The 13,299-nt window shown below is 67.1% G+C and carries 10 protein-coding genes; all 10 read right to left on the bottom strand.

Annotated elements, in window-relative coordinates; all coding sequences use genetic code 11:
* Positions 1-37: 37 nt before the first annotated feature.
* Complete coding sequence (locus A6723_RS00125) at positions 38-973, bottom strand: LysR family transcriptional regulator (protein ID WP_037007681.1); 936 nt, start codon at positions 971-973, stop codon at positions 38-40.
* Positions 974-1,345: 372 nt separating this feature from the next.
* A complete protein-coding gene (locus A6723_RS00120) occupies positions 1,346-2,050 on the bottom strand; it encodes an NAD(P)H-dependent oxidoreductase (protein WP_054910333.1) in 705 nt (234 codons plus the stop codon).
* A 226-nt stretch (positions 2,051-2,276) separates the two neighbouring features.
* Complete coding sequence (locus A6723_RS00115; RefSeq protein ID WP_054910334.1) at positions 2,277-3,695, bottom strand: aldehyde dehydrogenase family protein; 1,419 nt, start codon at positions 3,693-3,695, stop codon at positions 2,277-2,279.
* The gene (locus tag A6723_RS00110) at positions 3,688-4,878 is read right to left on the bottom strand and encodes a pyridoxal phosphate-dependent aminotransferase (RefSeq protein WP_054910335.1); all 1,191 of its coding nucleotides are present in this window, start codon (positions 4,876-4,878) and stop codon (positions 3,688-3,690) included. The genes A6723_RS00115 and A6723_RS00110 overlap by 8 nt, the downstream gene beginning before the upstream one ends.
* A 55-nt stretch (positions 4,879-4,933) precedes the next feature.
* Positions 4,934-6,544, bottom strand: a complete 1,611-nt coding sequence (locus tag A6723_RS00105; RefSeq protein WP_054910336.1) for a 5-guanidino-2-oxopentanoate decarboxylase — start codon at positions 6,542-6,544, stop codon at positions 4,934-4,936.
* A gap of 329 nt (positions 6,545-6,873) precedes the next feature.
* Entirely contained in the window at positions 6,874-8,961 is a 2,088-nt protein-coding gene (locus tag A6723_RS00100) for an acetate--CoA ligase family protein (RefSeq protein WP_054910337.1), read from the bottom strand.
* Positions 8,962-9,026: 65 nt separating this feature from the next.
* On the bottom strand, positions 9,027-10,187 hold the full coding sequence (locus tag A6723_RS00095; protein ID WP_054910338.1) for an acyl-CoA dehydrogenase family protein: 1,161 nt from the start codon (positions 10,185-10,187) through the stop codon (positions 9,027-9,029).
* Positions 10,188-10,204: 17 nt separating this feature from the next.
* Complete coding sequence (locus tag A6723_RS00090) at positions 10,205-10,993, bottom strand: enoyl-CoA hydratase/isomerase family protein (protein WP_054910339.1); 789 nt, start codon at positions 10,991-10,993, stop codon at positions 10,205-10,207.
* 405 nt (positions 10,994-11,398) lie between these two features.
* On the bottom strand, positions 11,399-12,826 hold the full coding sequence (locus tag A6723_RS00085) for an amino acid permease (protein ID WP_054910340.1): 1,428 nt from the start codon (positions 12,824-12,826) through the stop codon (positions 11,399-11,401).
* 271 nt (positions 12,827-13,097) lie between these two features.
* A partial coding sequence (locus A6723_RS31050) for an IS30 family transposase (RefSeq protein ID WP_139092866.1) occupies positions 13,098-13,299 on the bottom strand: 202 nt, incomplete at its 5' end.

Genomic DNA, 13,299 nt, shown 5'->3' with positions numbered 1-13,299 from the left:
CGATCTGCCGCGCCAGCGCCCAAGGTCCGAGATGGCCTTATGCCCAGTTGACGGGATCGTTGAGCGCTGCTTCGTCCTCTTCGAACATCTTCGGCAATTCCATCTTGAGGAACTCGACCCAGGTGCGGATCTTCGCGTCGAGGAAGCGTCGCGACGGGTACAGCGCGTAGATGTGCCTCACGTGCAGGCTGTGCCGGGGCAACACGCGCACCAGCGAGCGACGCCGCAGGGCGGGCGCGGCGACATAGCTGGGCAGCAGGCAGATGCCCATACCGGCGGCAGCTGCGCCGGTCAGCGCCTCGGCAACGTTGACCATGAAGGTGTCGCGCGGGCGGATCACGCTCTCCTCATTGCCCTCCTCGAAAGCCCAGCCTTCGGGGAAGGTCGGGTCCTGCAGGCGCAGGCACTGGTGCTGGTGCAGGTCGGCGACGCTGGTCGGGGTGCCGCGCCGCTTGAGGTATTCGGGGCTGGCACAGAGCACGCTGTAGATGGTGCCCAGGGTCTGGGCGACGAACTCGGAGTCGGGCAGTTCGCGGTCGCGGGTGATCACCACGTCCTGGCCTTCCTCGAGGATGTCCGGCTGGCGCTGGGCCAGGGTCAGCTCGATGTAGACCTCGGGAAAGGACTCGCAGTAGCGCGAGATCAGCGGGATCAGGTGTTGCTGGCCGAGGCCGGTGAGCGAGTGCACGCGCAGCCGGCCGCGCGGCTTGAGGTGCGCGCCGCTGGCCTCGGCTTCCGCCTCTTCGACGTCGGCGAGGATTTCCCGGCAGCGCAGCAGGTAGCGCTCGCCGGTTTCGGTCAGCGCCAGGCGCCTTGTCGTGCGGTGCAGGAGGCGGGCTTCAAGTTGCGCTTCAAGGTCGGAAACCACGCGCGAGACCTGGGCGGTGGACAACCCCAGGGCGTTGGCGGCGGCGGTGAAACTGCCAGCATCCACCACCCGGACGAAAGCCCGCATCGCGTGAAGTACGTCCATCCTTCCCCCTGCTTATCCGTCTTGTAGGAAACGACGACAATTATTGTCCGCGCCGCAAAACTGAATCGCAGTATAGGGTCGTTTTTTAGCGATTGTTACCACGTATAGTGCCGGACAAGTCGCTGCAGCAACGTTGGGCATACCAGGCTCATCGTACGGCCGCCGATACACCAATCGACGGCCCTCTCCCCCGCGCATACCTGGCTGCAGCGACTGACTCTTTCTCCAGGGGCGGCCTTCTTCGGATGGCCGCCCTTTTTCGTTTCTCCAGCGCTAGCTGCCCTTGTAGGAGCGAGCTTGCTCGCGAATACACTTCACTGCGGAGTCGCCGGGAATCTGTTCGCGAGCAAGCTCGCTCCTACAGGAAAGCCCTCAGCGCGGCAGCGGGTAGAGGCGCTCGTCGAACTGCTCCAGGCGCACGAACTCCAGCGGTTGGTCGTTTTCCAGCTTCTGCAGACGATCCTGGTACTGACGCAGGAAGTCCTGGCGCGCGTCGTTGCTGATGTAGGGCACATGCCAGGCCACGAACGGCGGCAGCACGCTCATGCCGGTGTAGGCCAGGGTGCCGCGCAGGATCGGCCGCAGCATGTCTTCCAGCGGACCGTGGACGGCGCCGTCGCCGAACATGTGGTCGCGCCCGCCGAGGGTCACGGTCACCAGCGCCTTCTTGCCGGCAAGGCCGCCCTGGTCGTAGAAGCGCTTGCCGCCGTAGCAGATGCCCGAGACCAGCACGCGGTCGAACCAGCCCTTGAGGATGGCCGGCGCGGAAAACCAGTAGATCGGGAAGTTGAAGATCACCAGGTCGGCCCAGAGCAGCTTGTCCAGCTCGGCCTGGATGTCGGCAGCGATGGTCTTGGCCTTGGCGCCTTCGCGCTGTTCCAGGGCGTAGACCAGGTACTCGGGGTTGGCGCGGGCGCCGAAGTCGGCGGCGCTGGCCACCGGGTTCCAGTTCATCGCGTAGAGGTCGGAGACCTGCACTTCGTGGCCCTGGCCGCGGAGGGTTTCCTCGGCAAGCTGGTACAGCGCGGTGCTGAAGGATTGCGGTTCGTTGTGGGCGTGGACGATCAGTACGTTCATGGGAGTTCCTTGATGATCTGACTTCGGGGCTCGTGGCTACCCTCTCCCCCCCAGCCCCTCTCCCTGAAGGGAGAGGGGAGCTACCCGTGCCACCGCGAGATTTCGCCGCCGCGCCGAACCGCTTGGCTCCTTCTCCCGCTTGCGGGAGACGACTGCATGGATGCAGGAGGTAGAGCGACGCAGGATGCCAAAGCCGAGGGCTGGGGAGAGGGTGCTGTTCAGGCGCTCAGAGTTGGATGGCCTTGAGCTCGACGAACTCGTGCAAGCCCTGCTCGCCCCATTCGCGGCCGTTGCCGGACTGCTTGTAGCCGCCGAAAGGCGCACGGTAGTTGAAGGCACCGCCGTTGACGAAGCATTGGCCGGCGCGCATCTGCCGGGCGAGGCGCAGGCCATCTTCGCGGTCGCCCGCCCAGACGGCGCTGGACAGGCCGAACGGCGAGTCGTTGGCGATTGCGATGGCTTCCGCTTCATCGGCATAGGGAATCAGGCACAGCACCGGGCCGAAGATTTCCTCGCGGGCGATGCGCATCTGGTTGTTCACCCCGGCGAAGATCGTCGGCTGCACATAGTGCCCGCGCTCCAGACGCGCCGGGCGTTCGGCGCCGCCGCAGACCAGCTGCGCGCCCTCTTCCTGGCCAACGCGAAGGTAGTCGAGCACGGTGCGGCGCTGGCTGCCCGAGCACATCGGGCCGAGGAAGCTGTCAGCGTCCAGCGGGTCGCCCATCTTCAGCGCGAGGGTTTCGGCACGGGCGATTTCCACGGCTTCGGCATAGCGATGGGCCGGCAGCAGCATGCGCGTGAGCGCGGTGCAGGTCTGCCCGGAGTTGATCATCACGTCCTGCACACCATGGCGCACGGCGGCGGCGAGGTCGGCATCGGCGGTGATCAGGAACGGCGACTTGCCGCCCAGCTCCAGGCACACGCGCTTGACCGTTGGTGCCGCGGCTTCGGAGACCTTGACGCCCGCGCCGGTGGAGCCGGTGAACGAGACCATGTCCACGTCCGGATGCCGTGCCAGCGCTTCGCCGACCTTGGAGCCGGGGCCGCTGACCAGGTTGAACACACCGGCTGGCAGGCCGATGGCGTGGACCATGTCGGCCAGCAGGAAGGCATGCAGCGGGGTGTCCTGGCTCGGCTTGACCACCACGGTGCAGCCGGCGGCCAGGGCCGGGGCGAGCTTGCCGATCAGCTGGTGCAGCGGGTAGTTCCAGGGGTTGATGAAGGCGCAGACGCCCACCGCTTCCTTGACGATCAGCGAGTTGCCGACCTCGCGCACTTCGTCCATGTGCGCGGCCATCACGGCATAGCTTTCCAGGCCCTCGATCGGCCCATCGACCTGCACCATGCGGCACCACTGCACCGGCATGCCCAGCTCGGCGGTGATCAGCGCGGCCATTTCGTCGGCGCGGTTCTTCAGTTGTTCGGCGAGGGCGCGGATGTAGCCGGCGCGCACGTGGGACGGCGTCTGCGACCAGGCCGGGAAGGCACGGCGGGCGGCGTCCACCGCGCGGTTCACGTCGCCTTCGCCGCCCAGCGGCACGCGGCCGACGCAGTCCTCGGTGGCGGGGTTCTGTACCTCGGCCACGCCCTGCCCTTGCGGCGCCACCCAGGCGCCATCGATGTAGAGCTGAGAACGATCACGCATAACGTTTCTCCTGGAGCAGTTCGGCGGCGCACAGGGCGATGCGACGGCAGGCTTCGCGCAGCGGCTCGGCGCCGAGCACCAGGCCCAGGCGGATGTGCCCGGCGGCGCTGGGGCCGAAGGCTTCGCCGGCCAGCAAGGAGACGCCGTGGCGATCCAGCAGCACGTCGGCGAAGTCCTGGGCGGAGAGCCCGGTGGCGCGGATATCCACCATCACGAACATGCCGCCGTCCGGGCGCAGGGCGCGCACGCCGACGCAATCGGCGAGGCAGTCGAGCACCAGGTCGCGGCGCTGGCGGTAGGCCTCGCGCATGGCTTCCAGTTCCGGCAGCTTCGCTTCCAGCGCGGTGCAGGCGGCGTCCTGGATGAAGTCCGGTGAGCCGTAGAGCATGCACAGGGCGAGGTTTTCCAGGTGCGCGCAGAGCTCGCACGGGCCGACCACCCAGCCCACGCGCCAGCCGGTCATGGCATGGGATTTCGACAGGCTGTTGAGGGTCGCGGTGCGCTCGGACATGCCCGGCAGGCTGGCGGGGCTGATGTGTTCGCCGTCGAACAGCAGCTCGCTGTAGACCTCGTCGGAGATCATCCACAGGTCATTGTTCACGCACAGCTCGGCGAGCTTTTCCCAGGTGGCGCGAGGCAGGCTGGCGCCGGAGGGGTTGTGCGGGCTGTTGATGGCCAGGGCACGGGTGCGCGGGGTGATCAACGCGGCAACGTCCTCGGCCTGCACGCGGAAGCCGTGCTCGGAGCGCACCGACACCGGGATGACCTTGGCGCCACAGGCACCGAACACCGCTTCGTAGGTGACGTACATCGGCTCGGCGACAATCACTTCGTCGCCGGGGTTGAGCACGCACTGCGCCACGGCATACAGCGCGCACTGGGCGCCAGCCAACACCACCACGTCATCGGCGGTGACGGCCTGACCGCTGCGCTGGGTATGGCGGCTGGCGATGGCTTCGCGCAGCGAACGCTTGCCGCGCACGTCGGCGTAATGGGTGTTGCCGGCCAGCAGGCTGTCGATGGCCGACTGCACGATGGGCACGGGAGTATCGAAATCGGGGTCGCCCACCGACAGCAGCAGGATGTCGTCGCCCTGCTCCATGCGCGCCAGGGCGCGGTAGTGGATGTCCCAGGCGGCGGCGCCGTCGCCGGCGATACGTTGGGTGAAGTTCGAGTAGCGCATGGTGTTCATCCTTCAAGGCGCCAGGGCCCAGGGGCCCCGGCGGGTGCAACAGGTCCTACTGGGCGCAGGCGTGTTTCAGCTCGATCAGCGTCACGCCCGGATGGGCGAAGCCGCTGCGCAGGTCGCGCTCCAGTTCGTCCAGGCTCTGCGGCTGTCGCATCTCGCAGCCGTAGGCGCGGCCGAGCAGGGCGAAGTCCGGGTTGCGCGGCAGGACGCCGATGGGCTCGATGTCCAGGCCGATCATGTCGTCGCGGATCTGCCCCAGCGCATCGTTGTTCCACAGCAGCACCACCAGCGGGCTGTCCAGTTCCTCGGTCGCGGTGGCCAGTTCCTGCGCGGTGTAGAGGAAGCCGCCGTCGCCCACCAGCACCAAGCCGGGGCGCTCAGGCGCACCGAACTTGGCGCCGATGCCGGCCGGCACGCCGTATCCGAGGGTGCCGTAGCCGGTGGGATGCAGCCAACCGCGCGGGGCCTTGCTCGGGTACAGGTAGTTGGCGGTGTAGGCCAGCTGGGTCATGTCGCTGGCGATGAAGGCGTTGTCCGGCAGGACCTTGGCGATGCGCTCCAGAATCGACTTGTGGATACGTTGCAGTGGGGCGTGGCCGCCGTCGATCTGCGCGCGCAGTTCGGCGATCCGCGACTGCGCTTTCGCCGCGTCACGGGCTGCGCTCGGCAGTGCAGCGAGCAGGGCTTCGGCGGTGGCTTTCGAATCGCCCAGTAGCGCCACGGCGCTCGGGTAGAAGTCGTTGAACTTGCGCGAATCGACATCGACGCGGATCACCTCGCCGTTGACCGGCAGGCGGTCGCGCCAGAAGTCGGTGTCGGCCATCTCGGTGCCAATGGCGAGGACCACGTCGGCCTCGGCGATCATGTCCCAACCGGCCTGGGTGCACAGGGTGGCGCCCGCGGACAGCGGCGCTTCCGGTGCCAGCAGGCCCTTGCCGGCGACGCTGGTGAACAGCGGCGCGGCCAGGCGCTCGCTCAGCGCGGCCAGGGCATCGGCGGCGTGCAGCGCGCCGCCGCCGGCGATGATCATCGGGCGCTGGGCCGCCTTGAGTTTATCCACAGCCTGCTGGAGCGCCTCGGCGCTGGGCTGACCGCGGCCGGCGCGGCGCACGACTTCATGGGTCCAGTCGCGCGCGACGGGGTTGGCGAGCACGTCCAGCGGCACCGAGATGTGCACCGGGCGCGGGCGTTCGCTGTCGAACACGGCGAAGGCGCGGGCGATCAGTTCGGGCAGGTCTTCGGCGCTCAGGGCGACGGCGGAGAATGCGGTGATCGGCGCGGTCATGGCGCGCTGGTCCTGGGTCTCGTGCAGGCAGCCCCAGCCCTTGCCCAGGCTGGCGGTGTGGTTGACGCTGGAAATCACCAGCATCGGGATCGAGTCGGCGTAGGCCTGGCCAATGGCGGTGGCGGCGTTGGTCACGCCCGGCCCGGTGATGATGAAGGCCACGCCCGGCTTGCCGCTGACGCGCGCGTAGCCGTCGGCCATGAAGCCGGCGCCCTGCTCATGACGCGTCAGCACATGGCGGATGCCGCTGCCGGGCAGGCCGCGGTACAGCTCCAGGGTGTGCACGCCGGGAATGCCGAACACGGTGTCGACGCCATAGTTGGCCAGCAGGCGCACAAGGGCCTGGCCGCCGGTGAGGGTTTTGTCGTTTTGCATTAACGATCTCCCGAACTGTTCTTCGGCGGATAACCGCAAGCGGTTATTCGCCCTACTCGTGGGGGCCTACGCCGAGTGTCCGGCGTGCGCCGCTTTTACCCCCTCTCCCTTCAGGGAGAGGGCTGGGGAGAGGGGCTCTTGTCGGTGGCACCGAATTCCGGGCCCACCACCCTCTCCCCCAGCCCCTCTCCCGCAAGCGGGAGAGGGGAGCGTTCGTATTCGTCCTTCAAGTACCGAATTGCTCTTTGTAGGAGCGAGCTTGCTCGCGAACCACGCCCCGCAGCGGGGTTTGTTCGCGAGCAAGCTCGCTCCTACAGGGCACGGAGTGCTCATTCGGCGACGCGGATCAGCGCATCCACCGCCACGGCGCCATCGGCGTCTGCCAGCAGCGGGTTCACGTCCAGTTCCAGCAGGTTGTCCACGTGTTCGCAGGCGTAGTCGGCCACCGCACGGATCGCCTCGACCAGCGCCTCCAGGTTCACCGGCGCGCGGCCACGGAAGCCGGTGAGCAGCGGTGCGCTGCGCAGGCTCAGCAGGGCATCGCGGATCGCCGCGTCGGTGGTCGGTAGCAGCAGGCTGCGGCTGTCCTTGAGCAGCTCGACGAGGATGCCGCCGGCGCCCAGCACCAGCGCCAGACCGAAGCCGTTCTCGCGCTTGATGCCAACGATCAGCTCGGCCAGCGGCGGGTTGGCCATGCGCTCCAGCAGCACCTGATCGAACGGCACTTTGGGCGCGTGGCGGGCGATGTTCTCGCGCATATCGAACAGTGCGGCTTCCAGCGCCGCCTCGTTGCGCAGGTTGAGCGCCACACCGCCGGCTTCAGTCTTGTGCGGCAGTTGCGCACTGACCACTTTCAACGCCAGCGGGAAGCCGACATCGGCGGCCGCTTCACGGGCCTGGGTCGGAGTGCTCAGCGCGGCGCGTGGCAGCGGCAGGCCGAAAGGTTTCAGCGCCTGCTTGGATTGCCACTCGTCCAGCAGGCGGCCTTCGCCTTCCAGCGCCTGCGGGCAGAGCGGCACCAGTGCGGCTTCGCCACGGGCCAGCAGCGCTTCGCGGCGCTGGCGGTAATGGGCGATGCGGCCCCAGGCGGCGAGGCCGTCTTCCACGCCTTGCAGCGCGGCGACGCCGTGGGAGTGCAGCAGTTCGCGGGCGTGCCTGGGCAGCAGTTCCGGCAACGCGGAGGCGATGAAGCCGACCTTGCCGTGGCGCTCCAGCGCGGCGCAGTACAGCTCCAGCAGCAGATCGCACTGCGGGCGTTCGCCGGTCTCTTCGCCGGGGTAGTCGAGCACCAGCAGGGCGGCGTCGGCTTCAGTCTGCAGGGCGCTGTCGAGCATGCGCTCCAGCGCCGGGCCGTCGCCCCAGATGGCGGTGGTGAAGTCCAGCGGGTTGGCGATGTTGGCGTAGTCGGGCAGCACCTGCGCCAGCTCGGCACGCTGGGCATCGACCAGTTTGGGCAGGCTCAGGCCGTTGCGTTCGGCGTAGTCGGCGATCAGCCCGGCGTCACCGCCGGAGCAGGCCAGCGCGGCGAGGCTGGGGCCGGCCGGCAGGTTGCCGCAGGCGGCGGCTTTCAGCGTTTCGATGAAGCTCACCGGGCCGCTGACGCGGATCACGCCGAGGCGGTCGAACAGCGCGTCGTACAGCGCATCGGAGCCGGCCAGGGAGCTGGTGTGGCTGAGCGCAAGCTCGGCACCGATCTCGGAAACGCCGGTCTTCAGGGCGATCACCGGGATGCCTTTCTGCAGCGCCTTGAAGGCGGCGCGGGCGAAGCCGGGAACGTTCTTCAGGCCTTCCAGGTGCAGGCCGATGGCGGTGACGCGCGGCTCGTCGAGCAGCACGTCCATCAGTTCGGCCACGCCCAGCTGCGCCTGGTTGCCCACCGAGGCCATGTAGGCGATGGGCAGCGAGCGGTCGCTCATGGACAGGTTGTAGGCGAAGTTGCCGCTCTGGGTGAGCACCGCCACGCCCTTCTCGACCATGTGCCCGCCGTGGGCCACCGGCCACAGCGCGGAGCCGTGCAGGTAGTCGAGCAGGCCGTAGCAGTTGGGGCCGAGCAGGGCCATGTCGCCAGCGGATTCGAGCAGGCGGCGCTGCAGCGCTTCGCCTTCGGCGCCGGTCTCGGCGAAGCCGGAGGCATAACAGATGGCGCCGCCGGCATCCTTGGCGGCCAGCTCGGCGACGGCCTGCAGGGTCAGGTCGCGGTTGGTGGCGACGAAAACCGCGTCCGGGCCTTCCGGCAGGTCGGCGACGCTGCGCACGCAGGGCACGCCTTCGAGTTCGTCGTACTGCGGGTTGACCAGCCACATCGCACCCGGGAAGCCGCCTTCGGCGCAGCGCTTGAGCGCGCGCGCCATGCTGCGGCCGCCGATGAAGGCGACGTGACGGGGAGCCAACAGGCGCTGGAGGTTTTCTCTTTTCATGTCTTGTCTCGGCAATGTCGATCCCTCACCCCAACCCTCTCCCAGAGAGAGAGGGAGCGAAGGATTCAGCGCAGCAACGGACGCAGCAGTTCACGGGAAATGATGTGGCGCTGGATTTCCGAGGTGCCCTCCCAGATGCGCTCGATGCGCGCGTTGCGCCAGATGCGCTCCACCGGGCCTTCGTCCATCAGGCCCATGCCGCCGAAGATCTGCACGGTCTCGTCGGCAACCTTGCCCAGCACTTCGCTGGCGAACAGCTTGGCCATGCCGGCCTCGCCGTCGGTCATGGTCCCGCGGTCCATCTTCCAGGCGGTGTGCAGGGTCATCAGTTCGGCGGCGCGGATCTGCGTGGCCATGTCGGCGAGCTTGAAGGAGATGCCCTGGTAGCTGCCGATGGCCGCGCCGAACTGCTTGCGGTCGGCGGACCATTGCAGCGCCAGGTCCAGCGCGCGCTGGGCCTGGCCGACGCAGTTGGCGGCAACCATCACACGGCCGGCGGTCAGCCAGGCGTTGGCCACTTCCCAGCCCTTGTCGACTTCGCCCAGGACCTGGGAGGCCGGTACGCGGCAGTCGTCGAAGAAGATTTCGTAGGTGTGGTAGCCCTTGTTGCTCACGCATTTCGGACCGCGGCGCACGGTCATGCCGGCGGTGCCCTTGTCCACCAGGAAGGCGGTCACGGCGTTGCGCTTCTTGCCGTTGCGCTCGAAGGTGTCGGTCACCGCGAAGACGATGGCGAAGTCGGCGTGGCCGGCATGGCTGATGAAGTGCTTGGAGCCATTGATCACGAAGTCTTCGCCATCACGCACGGCGCGGGTCTTGATCGAGTTGGCGTCGGAACCGGCGCCCGGCTCGGTGAGGGCGAAGCAGTCGATCTTCTCGCCCTGCACCACCGGCAGCAGGTAGTTCTGGATCTGCTCGCCCTTGCAGGCCATGAGGATCTTGGACGGGCGCGCGACGAACACATGCAGCGCCCAGGAGACCTTGGACAGCTCGCGCTCGACCAGCGCCTGGGACAGGTAGTCCAGGCCGCCGCCGCCCACTTCCTCGGGCATGTTGAAGGCATAGAAGCCGGCCGCCAGGGCTTTGCCACGAATCTTCGCGGCCAGCTCCGGGGACACCGCGTCGGCGCGGTCCACTTCTTCTTCGTACGGCAGCAATTCCTTCTCGACAAAAGCCTTGACCGCCTCGACGAGCATTTCCTGTTCTTGTGTCAGTTGGAAATCCATCACATCACCTGCAGCCGTCAGCGGCCTTTGAATTGGGGGGAGCGTTTCTCGGCCACGGCACGCAGTGCCTCGGCAGCATCTTCGCTGCGGCCGCAGAGCAGTCCGGCGGCCTGTTCGGCTTCCAGCTGCTGGGCCAGGGTGCGGCTGGCGCCTTCACGGATCAGGCGCTTGGTGTGGCCGAAGGCGTAGGTCGGGCCGGCAGCCAGGCGTGCGGCGAATTGGCCGACGTGAGCCTGCAATTGATCGTCAGCGACCACTTCGCCGACCAGGCCGGCGTTCAGCGCGCGCTCGGCGTTCCACAGTTCATCGAGGAACAGCAGGCGCTTGGCCGCTTCGCTGCCGATCAGGCGCGGCAGGTGCCAGCTGGCGCCAGCGTCCGGGCAGTAGGCCATTCCGGTGTAACCGGCCTTGAAGCGCGCGGAGGCGCCGGCGATGCGGAAGTCGCAGCACAGGGTCAGGTCCATCCCGGCGCCGACGGCGGTGCCGTTGACGGCGGCGATGGTCGGCTTGTCCAGGCTGTGCAGGCGGCGCATCAGGGCGTGGGCGGTTTCGGTCCAGCCGTAGGTTTCCAGTTCGCCACGGGCTTCGGCCTCGGCCCATTCGGCGAGGTCGGCGCCGGCGCAGAAGCTGCGGCCCTCCCCGGTCAGCACGATGACGCGCACGGCCGCATCGGCCTCATAGGCGTCGAGCAGGGCCAGCAGGTTCTTGAGCGTGGGGACGTCGAGCGCGTTGCGCTGCTCGGGGCGGTTCAGGGTGATCCAGGCGATACCGTCCTGGACCCGGCTGAGCGGGGATGGCTGAGTCATGCTGCCCTCGTTCTTGTAGTCGTTTGCTGAGGCGGATGAAGCGTTGGAGCCAATACTAAACAAGTGTTCAGCAAGCTCGCAATCCACCCGAATGGGTGGCTTGTAACGTGCCGCCGAACGGCGGGAAGGCCGCGCGACGCGGGGGCTGAGGGGTTTCCACAGGGTTTTCCCCGAGAGCTTGTTACAACTTCGAACAAACGGCCCTGCGGGCCTTCGCGGACAGAGTCCGCTCCTGCGCCTCCGGGAGCGGTGGAATCCTTGTAGGAGCGAGCTTGCTCGCGAACAGATTTTCCGGCGGTTCCGGAGTTGGGCGGGTTCGCGAGCAAGAACTAGGCGTCCCCCTCGCTCCTACAAAGAGCCAAAGAAAAAGCCCCGCGAGGCGGGGCTTTTCCGATGCAGGACGACTCAGCCGATACTCGGCAGCGCCTCCTCGCTCAACACCTGGCCACGCTTGCGCTTGAGCAGGTAGTAAGCCAGGTAGCACGCACCCATGAAGCCGAAGCCCCAGTACAGCGACGGGCGCTGGGTCGGGTCCATGGCGAGGAACACGAACAGCGAGCAGCAAATCGCGATGCACGCCAGCGGGATCAGCGGGAACAAGGGCGCTGCGTATTTCAGGTCGGCCACGGTGCCGCCCTTGGCCATGTGCTCGCGGCGGAAGCGGTACTGGGCGTAGGCGATGACGATCCAGGTGACGGTGCCGGCCATTCCGCTCACCGCCATCAGCACCATGAACAGGGTGTCGGCGGCGACCACGCTGGTGAGCAGCGACAGCAGGGCGAAGCCGAGGCTGATCAGCAGCGCGTAGAGCGGCACGCCACGGGCGCTGAGCTTGGACAGCTTGCGCGGCGCCATGCCGGTCTTGGACATGGCCCAGAGGATGCGGGTCGACGCGTAGAGGCCGGAGTTACCCACCGAGAGGATCGCGGTGAGGATCACGAAGTTCATCAGGTCGGCGGCGTAGGGAATGCCGACCATGTCGAACACCTGCACGAACGGGCTTTCCATCAGCCCGGCCTGCTTCCACGGCACGATGCAGGACAGCACGGCAATCGCCAGCACGTAGAAGATCAGCACGCGGAACACCACGTTGCGCACGGCGCGCGGGATGCTCTTTTCCGGCTGGTCGGTCTCGCCGGCGGCGACGCCCATGATCTCGCAGCCCTGGAAGGCGTAGACCACCGTCATCATCACCGCGAACACGGCGGACAGTCCGTTGGGGAACAGGCCGTCGCCGACCAGGTTGGACAGGCCCGGCGCGGCCTCGCCGCTGTTCAGCGGAATGGCGCCGAAGATCACCAGCAGGCCGACCACGATGAAGCCGAGGATGGCCGCAACCTTGATCCCGGAGAACCAGTATTCGGCCTCGCCGAAGGCGCGGGTGGCCAGAGCGTTGAGAGAGAACAGCACGACCACGAAGAAGCCCGACCACAGCCAGATCGGCACTTCGGGGAACCAGCGGGTCATCAGCATGCCGGCGGCGGTGAATTCCAGGCCGACGGTGGAGGCCCAGCTCATCCAGTAGACCCAGCCGATCATGAACCCGGTGGCCGGGCCGATGAAGCGCGTGGCGTGGGCCTGGAAGGAGCCGGAGACCGGCATCTGTACCGACAGCTCGCCCAGGCAGACCATCACCAGGTACATCAGCAGGCCGGCGACCAGGTAGGCGAGGATGGCGCCCATCGGGCCGCCGGAGCTGATGGTGACGCCCGAGCCCATGAACAGGCCGGTGCCGATCACGCCGCCCAGCGACAGCATGAAGATGTGGCGGCTCTTGAGCGCGCGGGTGAGCTGGATTTTTTCGCCGTTCGTGGCGTGATGGGGCTCAGACATGGCGCACCTCCGGGAAACGGCGGGCGCGACGGAGCGGAACTCTACGTTGGATCATTATTGTTATCTCCAATCAATCAGAGGCCGTGGCTCGGGCACGGATGCCACCGGATTATTGGAAGGCGATGTAAGACCCCGTTGTTCCTACGGATCGAAGTTGTAGAAAGATGTAAGGATTTTGTGCAGGACCCGCGTGGCGGGCGCTCCAGCGTTTTTGATTTTGTAGGAGCGAGCTTGCTCGCGAACGGATTCAGCCAGCTATAACGGCCTGAATTCAACACATAAGTGCAACGCTCACCCCTGTATGCACTTCGTACGGCGTCTTCCAGCCCAAGCGCTTGCGCGGGCGTAGATTGATCCTCGCTACTGTCCGATTGACGGCTTCGACGGTCAGCTTGCTGAAGTCGCTGCCCTTGGGGAAATACTGGCGGAGCAGACCGTTGGTGTTTTCATTGGTGCCACGTTGCCAGGATGAA

This window comes from Pseudomonas sp. AU11447 (assembly GCF_001672555.2).
Taxonomy (GTDB): Bacteria; Pseudomonadota; Gammaproteobacteria; order Pseudomonadales; family Pseudomonadaceae; genus Pseudomonas; species Pseudomonas nitroreducens.
Note: the sequence above shows the minus strand (reverse complement) of the source record. Positions and strands in the feature narration are given on the sequence as shown.